The sequence below is a fragment of the Candidatus Uabimicrobium helgolandensis genome (assembly GCF_041508025.1).
GTDB classification, from domain to species: domain Bacteria; phylum Planctomycetota; class Uabimicrobiia; order Uabimicrobiales; family Uabimicrobiaceae; genus Uabimicrobium; species Uabimicrobium helgolandensis.
In genome coordinates, this window is sequence record NZ_CP165719.1 from 5,532,251 (window position 1) to 5,553,277 (window position 21,027).

At 36.0% G+C, this 21,027-nt stretch carries 19 protein-coding genes and 1 pseudogene; 8 read left to right on the plus strand and 12 right to left on the minus strand.

Annotated elements, in window-relative coordinates; all coding sequences use genetic code 11:
• The first annotated feature begins 5 nt into the window (after nucleotides 1–5).
• The gene (locus tag UABHE_RS20440) at nucleotides 6–4,502 is read left to right on the plus strand and encodes an NACHT domain-containing protein (RefSeq protein ID WP_372365122.1); all 4,497 of its coding nucleotides are present in this window, start codon (nucleotides 6–8) and stop codon (nucleotides 4,500–4,502) included.
• 294 nt (nucleotides 4,503–4,796) lie between these two features.
• Here UABHE_RS20440 and UABHE_RS20445 read toward each other — a convergent pair whose 3' ends face one another.
• The 11 genes and pseudogenes from UABHE_RS20445 to UABHE_RS20495 form a co-directional block, all read right to left on the minus strand.
• A complete protein-coding gene (locus tag UABHE_RS20445; RefSeq protein WP_372365123.1) occupies nucleotides 4,797–5,240 on the minus strand; it encodes a hypothetical protein in 444 nt (147 codons plus the stop codon).
• 81 nt (nucleotides 5,241–5,321) lie between these two features.
• A complete protein-coding gene (locus UABHE_RS20450) occupies nucleotides 5,322–6,020 on the minus strand; it encodes a M48 family metallopeptidase (protein WP_372365124.1) in 699 nt (232 codons plus the stop codon).
• A gap of 88 nt (nucleotides 6,021–6,108) precedes the next feature.
• Complete coding sequence (locus tag UABHE_RS20455; protein ID WP_372365125.1) at nucleotides 6,109–8,190, minus strand: type I restriction endonuclease subunit R; 2,082 nt, start codon at nucleotides 8,188–8,190, stop codon at nucleotides 6,109–6,111.
• Nucleotides 8,190–8,327 (minus strand): annotated as a pseudogene (locus UABHE_RS20460) (type I restriction-modification system subunit M N-terminal domain-containing protein); the annotation flags it as partial. The gene UABHE_RS20455 and the pseudogene UABHE_RS20460, both read right to left, overlap by 1 nt.
• 507 nt (nucleotides 8,328–8,834) lie before the next feature.
• The gene (locus UABHE_RS20465) at nucleotides 8,835–9,719 is read right to left on the minus strand and encodes an ATP-binding protein (protein WP_372365126.1); all 885 of its coding nucleotides are present in this window, start codon (nucleotides 9,717–9,719) and stop codon (nucleotides 8,835–8,837) included.
• Between the two features lie 68 nt (nucleotides 9,720–9,787).
• The gene (locus UABHE_RS20470) at nucleotides 9,788–10,516 is read right to left on the minus strand and encodes a helix-turn-helix domain-containing protein (protein WP_372365127.1); all 729 of its coding nucleotides are present in this window, start codon (nucleotides 10,514–10,516) and stop codon (nucleotides 9,788–9,790) included.
• 317 nt (nucleotides 10,517–10,833) lie between these two features.
• The gene (locus tag UABHE_RS20475; RefSeq protein ID WP_372365128.1) at nucleotides 10,834–11,742 is read right to left on the minus strand and encodes an exonuclease domain-containing protein; all 909 of its coding nucleotides are present in this window, start codon (nucleotides 11,740–11,742) and stop codon (nucleotides 10,834–10,836) included.
• 13 nt (nucleotides 11,743–11,755) lie between these two features.
• Nucleotides 11,756–12,106, minus strand: a complete 351-nt coding sequence (locus UABHE_RS20480; protein ID WP_372365129.1) for a DUF5615 family PIN-like protein — start codon at nucleotides 12,104–12,106, stop codon at nucleotides 11,756–11,758.
• Entirely contained in the window at nucleotides 12,103–12,405 is a 303-nt protein-coding gene (locus UABHE_RS20485) for a DUF433 domain-containing protein (RefSeq protein ID WP_372365130.1), read from the minus strand. Before UABHE_RS20485 ends, UABHE_RS20480 begins: the two co-directional genes overlap by 4 nt.
• A 547-nt stretch (nucleotides 12,406–12,952) precedes the next feature.
• Complete coding sequence (locus tag UABHE_RS20490; protein WP_372365131.1) at nucleotides 12,953–13,501, minus strand: hypothetical protein; 549 nt, start codon at nucleotides 13,499–13,501, stop codon at nucleotides 12,953–12,955.
• A gap of 2 nt (nucleotides 13,502–13,503) precedes the next feature.
• A complete protein-coding gene (locus tag UABHE_RS20495; protein ID WP_372365132.1) occupies nucleotides 13,504–14,133 on the minus strand; it encodes a hypothetical protein in 630 nt (209 codons plus the stop codon).
• Between the two features lie 172 nt (nucleotides 14,134–14,305).
• Here UABHE_RS20495 and UABHE_RS20500 point away from each other — a divergent pair, with 172 nt between their 5' ends.
• On the plus strand, nucleotides 14,306–14,575 hold the full coding sequence (locus UABHE_RS20500) for a hypothetical protein (protein ID WP_372365133.1): 270 nt from the start codon (nucleotides 14,306–14,308) through the stop codon (nucleotides 14,573–14,575).
• Nucleotides 14,576–14,622: 47 nt separating this feature from the next.
• On the opposite strand, the gene UABHE_RS20505 is transcribed toward UABHE_RS20500, so the two are convergent.
• Nucleotides 14,623–15,351, minus strand: a complete 729-nt coding sequence (locus UABHE_RS20505; protein ID WP_372365134.1) for an ORF6N domain-containing protein — start codon at nucleotides 15,349–15,351, stop codon at nucleotides 14,623–14,625.
• Between the two features lie 638 nt (nucleotides 15,352–15,989).
• Between UABHE_RS20505 and UABHE_RS20510 the strand changes: the two genes are divergently transcribed.
• The 6 genes from UABHE_RS20510 to UABHE_RS20535 all read left to right on the plus strand — a co-directional run bounded on the left by UABHE_RS20510 (nucleotide 15,990) and on the right by UABHE_RS20535 (nucleotide 21,021).
• Nucleotides 15,990–16,703 (plus strand): hypothetical protein, encoded by a 714-nt coding sequence (locus tag UABHE_RS20510; RefSeq protein WP_372365135.1) that lies wholly within the window; start codon nucleotides 15,990–15,992, stop codon nucleotides 16,701–16,703.
• Between the two features lies 1 nt (nucleotide 16,704).
• Nucleotides 16,705–17,802, plus strand: a complete 1,098-nt coding sequence (locus UABHE_RS20515) for a hypothetical protein (RefSeq protein WP_372365136.1) — start codon at nucleotides 16,705–16,707, stop codon at nucleotides 17,800–17,802.
• A gap of 292 nt (nucleotides 17,803–18,094) precedes the next feature.
• Nucleotides 18,095–18,241, plus strand: coding sequence for a helix-turn-helix domain-containing protein (locus UABHE_RS20520; protein WP_372371656.1), 147 nt, complete (start codon nucleotides 18,095–18,097; stop codon nucleotides 18,239–18,241).
• Nucleotides 18,242–18,510: 269 nt separating this feature from the next.
• Entirely contained in the window at nucleotides 18,511–19,131 is a 621-nt protein-coding gene (locus UABHE_RS20525) for a CDP-alcohol phosphatidyltransferase family protein (RefSeq protein ID WP_372365137.1), read from the plus strand.
• A 14-nt stretch (nucleotides 19,132–19,145) separates the two neighbouring features.
• Nucleotides 19,146–20,051, plus strand: a complete 906-nt coding sequence (locus UABHE_RS20530) for a hypothetical protein (protein ID WP_372365138.1) — start codon at nucleotides 19,146–19,148, stop codon at nucleotides 20,049–20,051.
• Nucleotides 20,052–20,091: 40 nt separating this feature from the next.
• Nucleotides 20,092–21,021 carry a GTP cyclohydrolase II gene (locus UABHE_RS20535; protein ID WP_372365139.1) on the plus strand — a complete coding sequence of 310 codons (930 nt, stop codon included), beginning with the start codon at nucleotides 20,092–20,094 and terminating at the stop codon, nucleotides 21,019–21,021.
• Nucleotides 21,022–21,027: the final 6 nt, after the last annotated feature.

Consider the following 21,027-nt stretch of genomic DNA (forward strand, 5'->3'; position numbering starts at 1 on the left):
GCGATATGTCTCATACCCAATACCATCTTCAAAGTTGGACAAATTTTATACACAAAGAATCACATAATATTTTAGTGCCTTGGGTATCATTAGAAGAACTAGTCTGTGCTGAGCAAAGGTTAGAAAATTTTTATCGAGCGTTTTGCAAACCAGCGCAACGAAAAACAACAACTCCAATCAAACAATACGCTATATTTAAAAAGTTAATAAACGTTACCAAACGCTATATAGAAAATGATTTGCATGATGCCGAAGATTTACTAGAGCATGCCTTTCTAAATTTTTTATCAGACAATTATAAAGTGCTGCCCAAAGAAAGTATTGGCATTGCATTTGTGGACAAACAAAAAGGCAATAGTGGCATCACCGGAACACTCAACTTAACAATTGTCGACAACAACAAACAACTTATGTTTTCTTGCCCTAAACATAATCGCTTTCTGATAACCGACGATATATTTCGCCAATCCATAGAGAAAGTAAAACAATTTGCTCTTCAGTCCAAATTATGGAATAAAAATCATAGTATTTTCTGGAGCATACATCGCGATGACAATAAACCTCTTGACGACATACACGGAGCTTCCCTTGGCGGAGCATTTGCTATCGCAACAATGAAACTTCTCAACCAGAATCAAAACTATTGCCTAGATAAAATAGTGTGTTCTGCCACCTTTAGTGAAGATGGTAATTTTAACACAGTAGATTACATCAACGACAAAATAAAGAGCGCAAACAATAACTACTCCACCATAATCATCTCATCACAGCAAGCCTTTGATTTAGATGATAATCACACTAAAAATATAAATATTGTTCGCGTAAAAAATATCAACGAAGCTACGGAAGAAATCATTCGCTACCAAGATTCACGACGACACTTGCTACAAGAAATAGAAGCAAACTGCGAAACAATAAGACTTTTTGATGGTGTAGAGCTACAGATGGCAACAAACTACCAAAATATTCCTATTCTCCAAGAAATAAAAGCGCACAGGTTGCCAAAACAAGATTTACACTCTCAAGCAAGCCATTCCAAATGGGAACGCACAGAAAAAAATAAAGACACACAAACGCAAAAACTAGATATCAAAGACATACTTTTTTCCAAAGATCCCACCCCACGTTTGGTAGTAACTGGTGCGCCTGGCAGTGGCAAAAGTACGATGGTGCGTAATATAGTTTGGACACTTGCTAAAAAATCACTAAAAAATAGTTATGGCAAGATACCGATAAAAATAAAATTAAGCGATTGGGAAAAGTCTGAGGAAAAAAATCTCGAAGTATTTTTATATCAGCACTACTCACATAATGTTCAAAATATTGATAGCAAACAATGGGATTTTTGGCTAAGGCGCGGTGATATATTTTTACTTTTAGACGGTTTAGATGAAGTTGCAAATCCACAATTTTTAGACACGCATATAAAACCTACATTAATAAGAAAGTATCCACATTGCCCTGTGATCATCACATGCCGCACTATTAGTTTTCGGCAATACCAAGGATTAGCCAGCTCTATGCAAGTATACGCAGTTTCAGAACTAAATAACGAAATGCGCAACGACTACATCAAAAAATTTCCTGAATTAAAAAAGTATGAAAAAAAACTAACAAGCCAGCTAGCTACAAACAAAGCGATGAGCGCTATCTCCCGAAATCCTTTACTTCTTAGTATGATTTGTTATCTCGCTACCAAAGACATAAAACTTCCAAAAAAACGTTCAGAATTCTATAAAAAGATGCTCAACAATTTATTCGAGAATTTAGAATCTACAAACACACAAGCAGTAGGGAATAACATTCCATTATCGCCTACTAAAAAAATAATGATACTCGCAGATGCAATTTGGAAAATAGTTTATAACAGCGATATCCCGCAAAGATTCGACGAAGAAGATCTAATCATATCACTAGAAAAATCTTTACAACAGCACAACATATCAGATAGTGGTAGAGAAAGCAGCCGCATGCTTCGCGAATTCATAGGAAAATGCGGTGTATTGCGCAAAGACGAACAGAAATACTATTTTCAACATCTTTCCATCCAAGAATACCTGATAGCAAAAGCGATCGCGAATGACTTTAATAACAACAACGAAAATAAAAATACCTTAACCAAATTAAAAAATAACATGCAACGCAGTCATTGGCATTATCCAACGTTATTTGTTTTAGAAATGACCACAAATGCAAATGTCTTATTCGAGTTACTAAAAGACATTTCTAGATTTTATTTTATATATCCTAACTGGGAAGACTCGGTGTCTATAGCCGCAACAGCACTAAAACAAAAATCCCCCAAGTTATTTTACCGACTTCTCAATAAGATAATAGCGAAGAAAAACCAAGATTTATTTTACAATCAGCTATTTTTTGCGGCAACAATCATAGGTGTAACGAAAAGCTACGACTACAAAAAGCGTAATTACATCATCAAAAAATTACGCAAACTCATTCCTATATCTTACTACACAAAAAAAGTTTGCGATGCCTATGTTGATTTACAAGCCAAGGAATATTTACAAGATATAGTGCCTTTGTTGGATCACGAAGGTTGGGACTACAGAGAACAAGCATGTAAAACAATTGGTATACTTGGCAATCGCGACTATATTCCTTATCTTAGAGAATTGATTGAAGATCGCTACTCTGCGGATGCAGCATTGGATGCCATTTTTAAATGGGCGAATGAAGACGATCTGCAATGGATGGATGAGTTACTTTTGCAACCAAAAAGTAGCATGCTTTCTCCAATGGAAAATAAGATAGATTATGAATTGGTAGATAAGTTTGTAAAGTTTGTAAAAGAAAACCACATACAAAAAATATTACCTCGTTTGTTGTCTTCAGATGACAGGAGCGTACAATATCGCGCTCTCAACATACTCTCTAAGTTAAAAAATAAATCATATATTAAATATTTAGAACCATATTTTGAAGATCCTTGCGACAATATTAGAGAAATCTGTTGCCAAACCATACGTTCTTTAGAAGATTCTTCATATTTAAATTATATAAAAAGGCACCTAGATGATCCATGCGCCAATATCCGAACAATTGCATGTTATACAGTTATGGAGTTAGGAGAAAACAAAGATTTAGACAGTGTTCTACATTGTCGATACGACACTAACTTTTTTACTGTAATTGCTTTTTGTAAATGCATTGGCGAACTCGGCACAAGCAAAGATGTTGAAAAGTTGATGGATATTATCAGAAATCGGGATAAAGTTGCAATAGAACTTCTACAGAAGCACTCAAAACAAGAACTGACTCTAGAAACAATAGAAAAACTACGTTTTCGTCGAATAAAATACGACGATGTTTTAAACGAAACAGGAGTAGCATTAGCAGAAGATTTCTTCAAAGATTACTTATTAGGAGAAACAATTTGCGAAGCGATGATTAACGTAGCTACTCACGAACATGTTGATTTGGTATTCGAAATATTAGAATATTTCGATGATATACACATGACCGGTAAAGCCGCGGAACTTTTCGCGAAAATCGCAAAGCAAGAAGATTGGCAAAAATTAAAGAATCTACAATACGAAAAATCACCTTGCTTGCGTAGTTTTGCATATAGTGCAATGTATGAGTCTGACAAGGCAGAACTCTGTGCAATGTATGAGTCTGACAAGGCAGAACTCTGTGCAATGTATGAGTCTGACAAGGCAGAACTCTATACAAATGATCTAGCCAAAGCACTTTCCGACAATAATGTTATCATTGTAAGAGAAGCGTGTTGGATGCTAACAGAATGGGAAGCAGAAGATAAAATAGGTGATATAGTTAAACTTTTACAGCATTCAGATGAAGACGTGAAAGCTCAAGCATTATCCGCAATACGAATATTAGGTAATCGACAACATCTAAAGCTTGCAAGACCACTATTAGAATCTGAAAACCAACGTATTGCCGACGGAGCTTGGCGAGTATTCGAAAAATTGGCATCAGACCAAGAACTATTGGAATTAAAACCGTCATTTAAAAGTAAACAACAAGGTTCTCGCTCACATTCTGTTGCAGTATATGAGAACAGAGCTTCCCGACAGCATATAGAAGAAATCGTGATACCAAAGCTTAGTAGCGAAAGCGAATATGAGCAAGCTTGCGATGTACTCGCAAAAATAGGCAAAAACAAAGACTTTCCGCACTTGCTACCATTGCTAAGAGATAATGAAAAAGCTTGGGGAGCCTATCATACAGGAGCAAAATTAATCGACGAACACAATATCCCTGATATTTTACCACTATTGAAAAACCCAGGCTGGTATGTTCGACGCTGCGCATGTTGGTTACTAAGAGATCACGGGAAACCGGAAAACATCCCCTATATCTACCCACTAATAAAAGACGAAAATAGCTTTGTGCGTTACAGCGCCTATGATAGTATACAACAAATTGCACAGAGAAGTTTTGGCAAGCCTGTTTTGTTTAAAAAAAGACTAAGGGTCCCCGATTTTGGATCACGCGCAATTCATGGGGAAAAACTCTAGCAAGAGTAATTTCAATCGCTGATATTACGTCAGGCAAATTGGAAGGTTTAGGCCGGTATCCATACTTCAATGACGCGAAAGAAAAAGTGAAAGCTGAATTTTTCAAAATTGTCAGACGTGACGAAAGCGGCCTGTTTATTGAGCAAATTATGCCTATATTCAACATTTGTAGCGATGATGACAAACTTGCTATGGTGAGTTGCCCAAACACCTACAGCTATGGCATGCTTGATTTTTCTCAAACTCAAGTATTTGTAAAATATTTAGGTGCGAATGATTTTTCTAAAATTGTAGCTATAAAGCTTCATTTTTTTCAGGTAAAAAACCATTTTCGTTTAGATAGGTTTGTAGTAAAATAGCTTCCGCAAAAGCAGGACAAAAAGATTTTTCTAAGATAAAATAATCAATTTGTAAGGAGCCATATTTATCTAATAAGCCCTTAAACCAAATATTAGCAGGTGTTTTTTGGCTTCTTTCATTTGTCAGTCTTTTAAATAGCCCTTGTTGCTTAAATGTACCATCATTTTTTACCGTACCAGCCTTACCAATGTAGATAATTTTTAACGTGGTCGCTTGTCTAATAATATATACACCATAACTGTCGCAATACTCTTTTAAATTTTGTCTCGCAACAGCACTAAAATGTTGATCACAAAAATCATATGCAAAACTTCCAAAAGAAGAAGCTCTTTGTTTTACAAGAATTAAAGCTGTCTCGATATCTTCTAAATAGTCCATTTCCGTTTTCCTTTTTGTCATATGTTTTAAGAAAGCTTAAAGACAACAAAGAGTACGACTCTTTTCGCTACTTCCAAAACTTTACAAACCCAGCGGTAAATAATTCAGTTTTTCCTTATAAAAGCGCCACTTAGGCATAAATTTGTCCATGAATTTAATAAAGCGTTTGTTATGGCTTCCTTCAAGAAGATGCACTAACTCATGGACAATAATATATTCTAAGCACTCAATTGGCTTTTTGGCGAGTTCCAGATTTAGCCAAATTCTTTTTGCTTTTGTGTTACATGTTCCCCATTTGGTGCGCATTTTTCTTATTCTAAATTCGCTTGCTTTTACCCCTATGCGTTTTTCCCATTTTTTAAGTAGTTGTGGTATCAATTGTTTTAATTGTATACGGTACCATTCGTCTAGTATTTTTTTCTTTTTGTCGGTTGTTGCTTGTGGGCGGACGCATAGTTGTATTTCGCTGTGTTTTAGAATTACTTGTGGCTTTTTATTGCGTTCGATTACTTTTAGCAGGTATCTCTTTCCCTTAAAATAATGGCTTTCTTTGGTAATATATTCGCGCTTTGGTTCTCTTTTTTGATTTTGGAATTTGTGTTGTTGTTTTTTGATCCAACGCAATTTGGATATCGCAAATATGCGAATGGTATCTAAGTCTATATGAGCAGGTGCAGAGATTGTTACATTTCCTTGCGGCGGATGAACGTTTAAATGGATGTTTTTTATTTTTTTGTGCAGCACAACTATATTGAGATCTCCCAATTTGATATCGCTCATTTAGTATTCTCTCTGTTGACTAATGATTTCAAAAATTTGTTCCACTTTATCTACATCGTTTAGTAACTTAAAAAGTGGCTTTAACCTCTCATTCTTTGGCTTGATTACCGCGCCAATCGTCTTTTTTCACTTTTTTTACGGCGCTGTCTATTTCAATAGCTAGTTGTTCATTGCGCTCTAGATTGTTAAACAGCGCTCTTTGTCCTGCAGTTGTTAGCGAACGGGGAATATTTTCGCTGTTGCGTGTTTGTACTTGTCTTGCTAACTGCGCTATGCGCTGTAAGTATTCTTCGTGGGCAATGGCATTTTCACGCCTTTGATTGATGATCTCGATTAGCAAGCGCGAGATTCTGTCAAAAAATACTGGGTCTGTTGCGCTTTCATTGATAATGCAGCGCCTAATATTGTTTTCGATGGTCTCGGCAATGGCGTTATTATCTCCGTGAATGCTTGGTGGCAAACTGTCTATTGCTGCGGAAATATTTGCGATGGTAATGATCTCAAGCAATGACATTCCGCCAAAATTGGAAATAGGCCGCGGTTCGGATGCCGATATGTAATTGTCAATCAAGTGACGCATGTCGGCTTCATAAGCGCGAAGGTCCAAGGTTTTGCCACTTACTGCGCGAATCTCTGCGCGTACTTTTACATAAAAATCGACCTCTTGTTTTATTTCTTCTATTTGGGTATTACTATAACCTGCTTCGGTGATAGAATCCGCGATGTTTACATATGCACGCGTTAAAGTTACCACATGTTGGTACAAAGCGCTGCGCCTCACCTCTGTTTCTTTCAAATCTTCAGCGATTTCGGGATTTCCGCAAAAGTAGTGGCGATAGTCTTCGCTTGTTGGTGATGAAATTGGCTCGCACAGAAGAAATATCGCATTGCGAGCGACTTCTAAGTTTTCACGGTTTGCTTGCAAACCATCTTGGAGCATAATGTCAATGTCCTCGCGCTCAAAATTCTCGCAATCTAGCGGCGAGGTATAAACGAACATCGCGTCTTGCACAGAAGCAAACAAATTTTTATAGTCGACAATATAGCCAAAATCCTTGTCTTCGCCATCTAAACGATTTACGCGACAAATCGCCTGAAATAAACCGTGGTCGCGCATATTCTTATCGATATACAAATAAGTGCAGCTAGGTGCATCAAAACCGGTGAGTAGTTTAGACACTACAATTAGTAATTTCATGTTTTGTGGTTCATTGCAAAATTTTCGTTTGGCTTCATCTTCATGGTTTTCTGTGGATTTGCCATTTAAAATTTTGCGGTAATGATCATACATAAATTGTCGTTCTGTCTCACTGCCACTGTCTTCTGTTTTAATGTCTTTGGCACTTGGATTGTAAGAGGTAACAATCGCACACTGCGCGGCGAGAGTTGTTTGTAAGAATAACTCATGATAACGACAAGCTTCGTAAATAGACGACGCTACTAGTATAGCATTGCCACTGTCAGAACTAAGCCGTGTCTTTGTCGCAAAGTCGAGAACAATGTCGTCGACGATTCTCTCCATACGCGAGCGACTGCTGAGCACCTTTTGTATTGTTGCCCAACGTTGTCGCAATTGTGCTCTCTGGAAATCGTTGAGCGCTCTGGTTTTTCGATCAAACCAGCTATCGATAGAACTATGCGAAGTGATGATTTGATCGATATCTCTTGCCTCATAAACAAGATCGAGAATAATCCCATCGGCAACACCTTCGTGAAATTTATAGGTGTGGATGTATTTGCCAAAAACCTCCATGCTTGTTTTTTTATCTTCTTGCAACAACGGAGTTCCGGTAAAACCGATAAAGGTAGATTGCGGCAACATCGCCTTCATGGTGCGATGAAGTTTTCCGCTTTGGGTGCGGTGGCACTCATCGACAAACACAAATAAATCTCCGGCAACGATAGGCGGTTGTTGTTTGAGCTGTTTAATAAAACGTTCAAAGTTTTTAACATCCTTGCGTCCAAATTTATGCACAAGCGAGCATATCAAGCGAAATTTAGGGTTGTGCAGTTTGGCGATTAAATCATTGCCACTAGAAGAGCGGTAAATTTGCTGCTTCGCGTCTTTGAAGACTTTTTCAATTTGCTTGTCGAGCTCATCGCGGTCGGTAATAACAACAATGCGTGCATGCGGCTTGTTTTCAAGAATCCATTTACCAAGAAGCACCATGCCCACTTATCACTGATGTATTTAATGAAAAGCATAACCAGTACATAGTCCTTGTACTGACTAGCATCCATACCACCACGTAGTTCGTCGCAGCTCGCCCAAAGGCTACTGTATAACTCGGATTTCTTTATTGCCATGTGTTTGCTTTCTTTCGATTTTTGGTTGCGGAATATCTGTAGTGTCTAGACATAATTCTCTATGTAATTCAAATTTTATGTCTAGAAAATATTTAGATGTACTTGTCTGGTAGTAAACAACTTACAGAATAAATCGTTTATATTCTAGACATAATTCTCTGTGTAACGTATTTTTTTAGATATATTTTATGTCTAGAAAATATTTAGATGTATTTGTCTGGTGGTAAACAACTTACAAAACAAATAGCTTCTGTTCTAGACATAATTCTCTGTGTAACGTATTTTTTTAGATATATTTTATGTCTAAAAAATATTTAGATGTATTTGTCTGGTAGTAAATAACTTACAAAATAAACAGTTTCTGTTCTAGACATAATTCTCTGAATAACGTATTTTTTTAGATATATTTTATGTCTAGAAAATACTTAGATGTATTTGTCTGGTAGTAAATAACTTATTTTTTATGTAAATGTGTTTATCTGGCGTTTTTTATCTGAAAAAACTTCATTACTTTGGTATATTTTTTGTCGCAAATAAACACCATTTTGCCCAGCGATTTGTCCCAGTAGAATAAATGAGTTTTGTTGCTCTCATTCCTTGGAGCAAATTGTTAATTTTGTTTTTCTTTTGTTTACGATCAAGAACATCAGAAATCTTGTCGATAAGAAGTTCTTCAATATCTTTTCGCGTCGCTTCGCCAAACTTTTGGAGATATGAAATGATCATTTGTTCATAATATATTTTATTGAAGGCTTTTTGTTTAATGTAGAGAGCCTTTTTATTAGTCGCAGCGGCAACTTGGGCAGAAACAAATAGGTTTGGACGTCTTCCTTCTACTAGCTTGCGCGATTTTAAAGATTTGAACTCTTGCTGCGAGAGTTTGCGCTTTTTCTGTACTTTATCTAGTGCAATGACATCCCAAAGATCAAGATCTGTTTCTTTGATCAGTAGCTTGGTATAGTTTTCGTCGATTATCTCTCCGAAAAGCTTCGTTTTAACTCGCTCTACTTCGTGTAGTTCGTAGTCTGGCATGGGAAAAAAGCGCTCTTTTTGTTTTTCAAACATGCGCTTTATGCCACTACCGATAGTGTCAATCATATTTAAATTGACCATCGCTTGCGCGAGAAATGGGTTGCGGTATTGTTCTGTGGGAGTATCTTGGCGAATCACTTCTTCTACTGAACTGGGAAGAAAATCACCGCGATTTGTAAAGAGTAAAGAGTCTGGCAGCTCAACAACATTAACACGTGCCGATAAGTCGTAATCCTGGTGAGCAATACAATTGTGCAGCATTTCGCGAATTACCCATGGTTCATATTGCATTACTTCGATGGGAAATAAGGTGCCACTTGGCAGGTGCCTAATCGTTAGATTACGTATTTTTTTTAGCACTTCATCTACTGTGGTAATTAACGGTGGGTAAAAGTGTTGATAGTCTTTTTCTCTTCCTTTTTCATCTTTTAGTATCCACGTAATTTGGGCAATCGCAGGAGAGAGTAACTTGTCGACTCTTCTTTTCCTAGTAGTAACAGAGCGGTATGAGTAATTTTGCCACTAATACATAGTTTTGCTTTGTTGAGAAATGTCATATCATCCCAGTTATCTACCTCCTGAGATCGCTTGCGATTTTTTTCTTTGTACTGCTCTCTTGCGAACAAAATAGCATCAGGGTCAAGATCGTCAATGGTGGCTTGTTCGCAAATTTGCGCGGACCAATCTTGTTTTGCTAGAATTTGCCACAGTTTCCTTTCCTTTTCGGGAAAGTCTTTCAATTTTTTTTTGTAACTTCCTATGCGAATAAACTCTTCGCCTTTAAAGCGAACCGGCATGTACTTCGCAGGCTGTATAGCCATCATAACAATTGGCTTCTTTTTATATTCAAATTCGTGTATGCTAAAATCAATTGAAGGGCTAAGTAGTTTTAATAGCCAGTTTTCTAATTCTTCATTGCCTACTTTTTTTTGGCGTAGACTTTGGTTTGTGCCAACTACTTTGTGTGTGACATCTTCAATTCCCCAAACGATATAACCTTGCTTTTTTTGATAGAGGGTTACAGCATTAGCAATAGCGGAAATATATTCGCCGATGTTCTCTGGCTTTGAGTTATTGTGCTTAAACTCAATCCATTCTGTTTCTTTAGGGAAACTAAGCAGCTCATTCAGTTTATTTTTAGCTTCTATATCATTCACCGAAAATTTCTCCCTATTTTAAAATGAATTTGGTTGCTTTTTTTCGTAGTCAAGATGAAATTATAACTTCATTATAAGGGGAAAATTTGCGGTTCGCTGTAAAATTATCACTTCCCTGTATCTAAGTGACCCGCCAAAAGTATTACCCACTCAAGTTTTGTTCTTTTAATTTATAGTTTTGTTGCTCCTTAGTTACACAGCTACAGCTACGCGCCCTCGTCGCGCCGCACTAGAAAATAAAAGCCCTGCACTGAGCGGGTAACTACTTTTGTCAGGTCACTTAATTTTGAATTTTATTTTACGTTGAATATGTTTCTCTAATATTTTGTTAAGGCATTATTTATATTTACATGTTGTAAAAACTGATTTTCCAAGATGATAGTGACATCATAATTTTCTTTTTTTAACTTAAGAGCTGTTTTATGTTTTGATGTATCTTTTCCACCATCTCCCATAACTAAGTATTGTACATTTTTTCCCATCGAGTTCGTGACTAGCCCTCCGATATCAACAACCGCTTGCATAGCATCTTTTCTTTCCATTGACTTTAGTGTTCCTGTGAAACAAAACTTCTTTCCAAAGTAAACATGATCTTTGTCAAATTTTTCAGCGCGCACTTGAATATCTGAAATTTTGACAGAGTTACCAAATTTACTCTTACGCGGATTTAAAATACTGTAACGTTCATCATCAGAACGTATTTTTTTTACTTCGACACTCAGTTCTTCGGAGAACTGAGCAACGCAATTCATGTTACTTTCAACGCAAAACTTAATGGCCAATTTAGCACACGCTTTTGCGTCTGACAATGCATTATGGTGCTGCAATTCTATGTCATACATTTCCGAAAGAGTGCTTAACTTGTAGTTTTCTGAATTAGGCAAGTATTTTTTGCTCATATTTTTGGTACAAATGTAATCACAATTGGGATATGTTAATTTGTACTCATCAAGTGCTCTGCGAATGGCTGCCATGTCGAAACTTGCGTTGTGTGCAACTACTTTTTGGCCATCGATATAATTTCTTAGGGTAGGCCATAGCTCATTGAGCTTTGGTTGATCCTTTACATCCTCTTCGGTAATTCCGTGAATTGCAGTATTTCGCGGATTGAAAACTAAGCGTTTGGGGCGTATAAAAAAGTGCTTGCTGCTTTGTATGGTTCCGTTTTGAACTTCTACAATGCCAATGGAACAAATACTAGCAGGGTTTGTATTTGCAGTTTCCACATCCAAGAGCTAATTAATGCCTTATAGGCAGAAAAGTAATCAAGTTACATAGTTCTTCAGGATCTGATAATTGTGCAATGAGTTGTAAATCTTCGATCATATTTCTAATGGTAATATCAAGAGGTCTATAGTAAACAATGCCGTAAAAGTATTCTTCACGATTTTGAAAGTCGGAGGCAATTTCAAAGAAATCTTTGTCTGCTGTTATAAGTACGCGTTGCAATTCAGTTGCACGCCTTAAGAGATTTTGATCTGCTGCTTCATCTTTGCCGTCGTCTTGTCCACGTAAAACATCAATGCCTAATCTTGTTAAAGAATCATACACTGGTCCAAATACATGAATGTCAAAGTAGTACGTTATCACTTCTTAATCCTTGCTAATAACTCTGCTCTTGTTATTTGTTTAGAATTTTTTCGTCTACGTTCTATCTCTTCAGTATCTGTGACTATTTGTTCGTGAATTTTTTGTTCGTTATCATGGTAGTAAGCCATCGCAGAACAAATTTGCGATTTTGTTAGAAATGAGTATTGGCGATGTATTTCATCTGGAGACCATCCGTAAGCTAAGTAACATTCAACAATATCAATTACTTTGAAGCGCGTATTTTCGATAATGGTTATACCATTTTTAGTTGTTAGATGAGGATATTCCGTTGCTAACATTGTTTTCTCCTGTGAATTTATGTTATCGTGAAAGACTAATTTTATTATAAGGTGAAAACGCGCAGTTCGCAACTATTGTAAAATTACCTATTTTCCTTTCGGTTAGTTTCGGTTAGAATTGTTACTATAAAGGGATTCTTTATACCATAATCTACCATATATTTAAATACACCGTTCCTATTAAAACGCAAAAATCTAAAAAGATCTAAGACGATCACCAAACAGTGTTGTGATCGATTACCGCTAGAGAGTTGCACTCTAGAGGACAAGTAAGAGGACAAATTCGTTTAAAAAGGAAGATGCCGAGAGCAAAAAAGAAGCTCAACTTGTCGTTCTCTGTCGGAGACGGCGAGTTTGAGAAAAGCTTTCCAGGGTTTCCAGACGTGACAATGTCTATCCACAGGTAAACATCGGGCGGTTCTGGTGGAAAAGCGTTCCGAAAAATTTTGTGCGCGGCGAGCAATAACAAGGCTTGCGGCAAGATGTGTGCTGATTCCAAAGAAATGTGCAAATTTATAACGACCAATAACACTGGTGAAGGCTGGATTTACTTGATAATTTCGACGCCGTTTTTCATAGCTTGACTTTTGATGAGTGCAGCAAATTTGCTATAGGCAAAGGAAGAGACCATTCTTTTATATTTTGTATTTGACGACGAGATCAAGTTACTTTTCTTTTTTGAGAAATCTAGTTTTTCAATAGCAACAGGTTTTTGTTCTTTCACAGCACGTGAAATAATTTGTTTGCAAGCTTCAGCAAGAGTTGCAGTCACTTGATGACAAGTGCGATCTTGAATGAGAGTATGTATTTTTTGATGATGGACCAAGTTGCCATGCCTGTTTGTTTCAGCAACGGCTATATGAGAATGATTTAAGTCAACACCGATAGCTCCGAGATTTTTGTTGGTGATTATGTCGACTTTTTTGTATTTTGTGGTTACAAACAAATACCAATTTTCTTTCTTGCGCACAAAACGGTAGTTCATTGCTTGGTTTTTTTGTAATGCGTAGAAAATAATATCTTGTTTGTAGCTAAACTCTACTGTTACATCAACATGGCTTCCAAACTCTTTTTCTAAAGCAGGAATTACTCTCACCTTTAGTTTATTTCCAACCATCTGACAGTTTTGATTGCCGAATTTCTCATCCTTCGATCCGATAAAGAATATTCTATTTGTTTTCTAAAAGCCTCTCGCCACTCCTGATGGTTTTCGTAGCTATTTTCTTCTAGATGAAACTGCTTTTTTAATAGTTTTCTACCTCCAAGACAGATTCCTCTGTTTTTGAGTTTTTCTATTCTATTTTCAACATTACGCAACTTTCTCTTTTTGTGATGCAGCGCAAACAATATCTTTTCTCGGTTTTGTCTTTCTTTAGCTTTTTTAAAGCTTCTCGCTAGCTTTTTGATGGTGTATTTTAGCGCTTTTTTTCTGCGCTCTGCATCTTGAAGATTTATTTTTCTCAGCTCTTTAACTGACTTTATTATCCCTTTGACCTCTGAATGTAGAGAGTTGAATTGTCTTGCCAATATACCACGCTCTGAGATAAATGTTTTCTTTAATTCATTCAGCTTTTTTTCTTTTAGCAATGCGCATAACAATTCTCCGCGAAGTTTTGCAGTATATTCCCCTGCCTTTTCTAAATACTTCGCTGCTTCTTTATTCAATTTGGTTTGAATTGTTATTTGCATTTTTTTGTTTTCTTCTTCGCTCGTGAGATCTGCGTCCATAGATCTTCGAACAGAACACTGTTAATATTGAAATGATGTCTTGTGATAACTGCTCTTCAAAATTTTGTTCTTTTTTCTCATGAATTACAACTAAGGATATTCCTCTTGATAAGCATATTTCTTCTATTATTTCTCTACCAAACCTTATCAATCGATCTCCATCGCTGATTTAATGCGTTTAGTTGATCAATATATTGATCAATCGGAAGTCGCAGAGGGTTTATCTTTGAATGATAGACGAAGTGATTTATGGCAAATAAAGTTAGATCAGCAGGAAACATATACAGAAATAGTAAATCAAGTACTGCAAAAAAAATTACAAAAACTTTTACAAAAAGATATTTGGCAATATTGTTGTACCACAGCAAATTATCCGTTTTGCCTGCCAAGCAATATGTCCGGAAAAAATTATCTAGGCAATTTTTATTTTGAATTGCGATAATTTGAGAAATGTCAGTATTTCTTCTAACTACTGTATTGATAGTATTACTATATAGAAAACTCGTATTTATTCAACCACTCCACAGCGCTATCAAATTTTCTTAATGGCAAATCACTATATTTGGTCAATTCAAAATGCTGTTTAAATTCCAACCATATTCGATACATCTGCTTGCGATTTTTCGCTTTTGCTTTGACTATTGCTCGCAATTCCTGCGCTCGTTCTTCTGTAATAGCTGTATCTTCACATCTAACTCCCAACAAATTCTCCAAAGCACACAGTCTATTTTGCATAGAATGAATACCTTGCTTTAGGAAGTCTATCTCATTCACAACAGCCCGAATCAAATGTCGTTCACCAACTATCTCAGAAGAGATCATTTGTGGAAGGTTGCTCTCTTGTTGTTTGCCAAATTTCTCATACATAGTAAACGCGCGGATAATTTGTACTGATCGTTTAACAGCTATATCAGAACGAAGAAGCATCGCAACCATGTTGCATCCCTCGGCTGAAAATGCTTTTGGTTTAGCGCGATTGAACTCTCTTGAATTTGAAATCCCAAAATGGGATTTCAAGAAATTTATCTCTTGTTTATTGAGTTCAAAACAGAAATCATCTGGGAATCTTTCTGGATTTCTGGCTACGGCTCGATTCACATAGCGTGTTTCTACTTGAAAGAGTTTAGCAACTGTTCGATCTAGCAGCGCTTTTGGTCTTCCTGGAAAGTTTAGGAGAGTATGTTGTTCTTCATCAACTAGGATCTGCAATGCGTGCAATGTATCGCTCCTTATTTGGCAAATTTATGTTGGGATTTCAAATTGATTATAGCAAACTCTAATCACCACGTGTTAAACAACTTTTTTGAAAAAACTACCAATTTTTTTATATTATTTAATAACAAATTTATACGTTTTTGGTGTAATTATTTCTATTTTGCTATATCACGCTCAATCAATAAATTACTTAGGTAGTGAGAGATGAATTTACATCCTATACTACATATAATATAACTATATAGGAGAATAAGATTCGTTTTTATTAGAGAATGGTTTACCGCATCATATGATCGTAAAACCGACAAAGAAACCATTCCGTTATCATGCGTACTGTCCGTATTGTAAATTTACGGCTTTCTTTTTGAAACTCAATTTGAAGGATTTTTTGCGTAAGAGTTTGAAGTAGAAAAAAGTGATGGATTACAATATGACCAATGAGTACTTGTTTGCGTTTATGGATGTTAACTGTTTTCTTTGTCTGAAAGATTTACCTGTGAAGAAGTGTAAGTCTAAGCATCGGAAAATGGTCTCGGTGAGTTGTAGTGATTGTACTTATTGCTTTTTATTCCGGTGATCTTTTTTGATAAATTTTTTTAGTTGGTTTCTTGAGCGTAGAAGTTTGTGTAGTAGGAAATAGAATGGGAAAAGTATATCAGCTTACGGTGTTGGATCACATTGCCTCTCCTGAGATGTATTTTGTGAAAAGATATCATACCGTAGGAAAAGTTTCGAGAATGTTGGATTTGAATACGGCTACTTTGCAGCGCAAGGTAGAGAGGAATACTGTGCCGTATGCTCTTGTTATGGATTGGGATCGCCATGATACAGAGATGCGTCCGATGATTGAGAGTAAAGTGATTCTGTGGGAGAAAGAAAAGCGTTTGGCTAAGTTGCAGGAGAGAGAACCAAAGTTTAAGAAATATGATGCTTTGAAGTTTAGCAACGCTTTGCGTACGTTTGTTATTCCGCTTATTGATGTTGAAGAATCGGAGCTTGTTCGGATTTTGCGTGAAGAGGATTTTGATGAAGCTAAATATAAGTTCAAATCGCGTGCGATGAATGAAAAGAAGTATGAGCGTTGTGTTGAAATTTACAAAGAAGGTGGTTGTTTGTTGCAGGCGATTCCTTGTGAGATTGCGAAGTATGGTAGCGCTAAACGCAAGTTGAATTATAGTGTTCTATATGTTTTTTGGGAACCAGGTCAAAACACTGTTGTTGCGAGTATGCAAAATGAGAAATGGCTAGATATCCGCGAAGAGATTTTGACTGACAAGAGTTTGCAGTCGCGAAAATCTGAGATGTTTGTGGAGAACGCTATGGATTTTATTCAAAACAAATCTCGTCGAGCTTGATATGGCTAAAGTAGATTACACTAAACGTGAAGTAACGGTCAAGATCGTTTACTGTGGTCCTGATTTTTCAGGTAAGAAGACAACTTTGAAATTAGTTTATAGTAAACACCCAGATTGCATTAAGAGTGAAATGTATCGTACAATTCATGACGATGATGAAATACTACACTTTGAGTTTCGTCCAATAGAGTGGGGAACACTTTCTGGGATGAGTATAAAAGTATTAATGTACGCAATGCCAAATTCCCCAAGTGAGTCCACAAAGAATGTTGTTCTAAACAATATTGATAGTATTATATTCATCGCCGATAGTGGAAAGATACAAGAAAACTTTCAAAGCCTACGTAATTTAGATAATGATCTAAAAGTACGTGGGATAGATATTTTAGATGTCATAACGTCGATTCAATGGAATAAACGAGATATGATTAATGTGTATGAAATTAGCGATCTCCAACAACAAGTCAATTACTTAAACATTCCTTCTGTACCAAGTGTAGCATGTACGGGAGAAGGTTCATTCCCTGCCCTTAAAATATGTAGCCTTGTGACTCTACGATCTTTATATGATCAAAAGGAAGTAGAAAAGCAAGCGCTGGTTCTTGAAACAGAACAACAAGGAAGGTCTTTCACTTATATAAACGACGAAACGGAGTATAATGGTTGTACTTTTTACTTCAAAAAAGACAGTCTATCTTCACTAAAACGTTGTATATTCAGCGACTGTAGTTTTCGCGGTGATGGTGGTAAAATAGAGTTAGTGGAGTGTTGCTACTTTTCTAACTGTGGTTTTTGGGGGGAATTTGTTGTTGATTTGCCTTCTCAAGATATCAAATCTATCCCTGGCTGGATCTACTATACAACCTTTATTTCTACTCTTTCTCTGAAGAATAATAATATTTTAGGCCTTTCTTATAAGATAGGAAAATTAAAACGACTTTCGCATCTCTATCTAGACAATAATCAAATTACCTCACTTCCTAGCACTATTGAAAGACTGGATAGTCTTAAACTATTGAGTTTATCTGGAAATAACATTAACAAAGAACAACAAAATCTCATTCGATTATGGTTACCTAGCTGTGAGATTCTTTTTTAGTTTTTGTTTTAGTAAATTCAAAATTTCATACAATATGTATAAATACATACCAATTTGTTTTCTTTTTCGAATTATTTTCCCAAAATTCTCCTTACAAAATTAATGAAGCAAACTTACTGCTTAGTTACGGCATTCTTGGTTGACATAAGAATACCTAGTCGTTTTTGTACTTTTAAGGAGAAAGTTATCGAGAAAATAATTCGTTGTATTCGCTGTATTGAAGATAATCTAATCTAAATGTTATCAAGGTACAACTCGCTGATAAAACAACTTTTTTCAAGATGGTTATACACTGGAAGATATAGCGAAATTGTCAGGACGTTGTGTACAAACGATTCGCAACCATAGGAAGGCTGGTTTGTTAAAAGCGCGTTATCCTTTGGCAAAGAGAAAATTCCATGCTGATGATGTGGAAAACTACTTGTGTGGTTTAAAGTGAGGTTACTATGGAGGATACACATATTTTACATGCGATTCTGCAGATGCTACTTTCCTCCTTTGTGAAAAAATAAAAACAACTATTTTCACGAACTCGATAATTTTTATCAAGTCTGATAATTTTTGTTACTAACCTCACAGATCCATTCTTATCGATTTTAACATCTTCGTTCATCTCTAATCCTTTAATTAATTAGATTTTTTTTTTATTTGATATAAGGTTTACATTTGGTATGCAAATTGCTTTTGTACATAAAAAAAGGAGAAATAATGAACAAAATACTTCTATACCCATGTAATATTTTAGGCTACATAAGACTGGTTATGTTGCTGTGTGCTGTTGTTTTTCTTTACCTCTACCATCATAATAATTGGACTCTTGGTTATGAGCTGCGTTTTGCTGTTGCCATATGGATTTTTATTGGCCCTGCTGCTATTGATGCGATAGATGGATATTTTGCACGAAAATACCAACATTGTACAAAATTTGGAGCGTTATTCGAACTAACTATAGATATGTTGGTTCATACAGTGGTGTGGTCAATATCAGGCTTGAAAATAGCTCCTTTGATTATTGTTTTTGAATGGGTAGTCGCTTTGTATGTCGCCGCTTTTACTCTTTACAAAGACACAAGCTGGAAAAATATGTTAGCAACTCAAGGCCCGTGGTTACTTCGCGTCTACTATAAACCTATGAAATACAATATCTTTTGCGAATATTGCAATTTGGCGCATTTTGTATTTCCCATAGTATTTTTTGTATGTGGCTCAATGACAACACTTAGCTACATTGCATTGCCAGGAATCATTGTCTATGAAATTGTTAGTTTTGGAATGCTTTGTCTATTCATCAAACTACTTCTAAATGATAATGTGGATGAATTACCTTAGATTGTGAGGCAAAAATGAATAAACAACTTTTTAATTTTGTCGACTATTTAGAATCGAAAAAAACCGTAGACGATCGTGCTTTAAACCGCGTAGTTTTAAATAAAATGTGCGACTATTTACATGAGATGGCTAGGCAAAAACCTCTGCAGATTGTAGAGATCGCCTCCGGTATAGGTACTATGCTAGAGCGACTTATTGATTGGGATCTGTTACCTAGCGCCACATATACAATGGTTGATGTAAACGAAAAATACATTTTATGTGCTAAAGAACACATACAGGCTTGGGCAAAACAGCAAAATATAAAGTTCATTGAATTTGATGATAAATTTTTTCTGCAAAAAGATGACAAAAAGTTTGAAATCAACTTTTGCATTGCTGATGCAACAAGTTTTTTTTCAAAAACACATGAAAAATACGATTTAGTTATCGCACATGCTTTTTTAGATTTAGTTAATAGTGAAGAATTACTACCACTTTTATTTGGTGCTATACAAAAAAAAGGAGCATTTTATTTTTCCATTAACTTTGACGGAGAAACCATTTTTCTCCCGCAAATTAACGCAGACTTGGACCAGAAAATTATCTACGATTATCATCGAGTGATGGATGAACAAAAAGTAGGAGACAAAACGGTATCAGGAACAAAGGTTGGGCGTAATTTGTTTGCTTATATACATAACGCTGGCGGAAAAATCATAGAAGCTGGAAGTTCTGATTGGACGGTATTTCCCCGAGAAAACCGCTACCCTCATCGCGAAAATTACTTTCTTCACTGCATTATAGATACAGTATCTCAAACATTGACAGACCAAATAAATTATAACATAAACTCATGGATTACATCGCGTCATGATCAGATAGAAGATGCGGAACTTGTGTATATTGCTCATCAACTCGATTTTTTTGGCATTATTTAGAATGGCGACGGTGAATACATCGCAAGCCAAAGGAGTCTATATGAATTTACAACGGAAAATAGCTATGATCACAGAAAGAAAGACACTTCCCAAGTGTTTAGTGCAATCGTTAGACTGCCATGGATATAGTTATCAAATAGAAAATAGTATACAAGATGCTGTGCAAAAAAAATATGATGTGTTTGTAATCGATACATCTGTAACAAGTAATAACCTAAAAAATGCCAGATTACAAGTAATACCAACAAGTAAAACTTCTTTTTTTGCATCTCTTGATATTTTTGATATGCCAAATAAATTTACATCTAAGTGTTTAGCGAAGTTCTTGTTGAGAATAGAAATAGATCATTCAATAAACAATGAATTATATTCTTTCTTTGATGAGACTATTTTAAATACCGAATACGGAGATTTTGTTTACTTTGGTTTTCAATCGCGAATATCACAAAGAGAAATACTTGGGGTTCGTACTTCTTTTCTTCCTGAGGTACCGTTGGTACGTGTTCATTCCATGTGCTATACAGGCGATATATTTCACTCGCTACGTTGTAATTGTCGCGAAGAACTGGAAAACTCTCTTAAGGTTATACATAAAAAGGGAGGGATTTTAATTTATTCGCAACAGAGTGGACGCGGTATAGGCGCTCTAAACAAAATAAAAGTCTACGAACATCAAAAAAATGGCGTTGACACCGTGGAAGCGCAGTACCTAGAAAATTTCCCTAACGATTTGCGAACATATAATTATCTTAAGGACGTGTTTTTCCATTTTGACATAACACAGATAAGATTAATAACAAGTAACCCCGCAAAAGTAGTTGCCTGTCAGAATGCAGGTGTTGCAGTTGTTGAAACGGTTAAGTTATTGTCAACAGTAAACGAATACAATCGTGATTACTTGAAAACCAAAATGGAAAAAAATAATCATAATTTCCAGCAGGAATTGTCGATGACCTCCTCTAGATTTTAGGTTTTT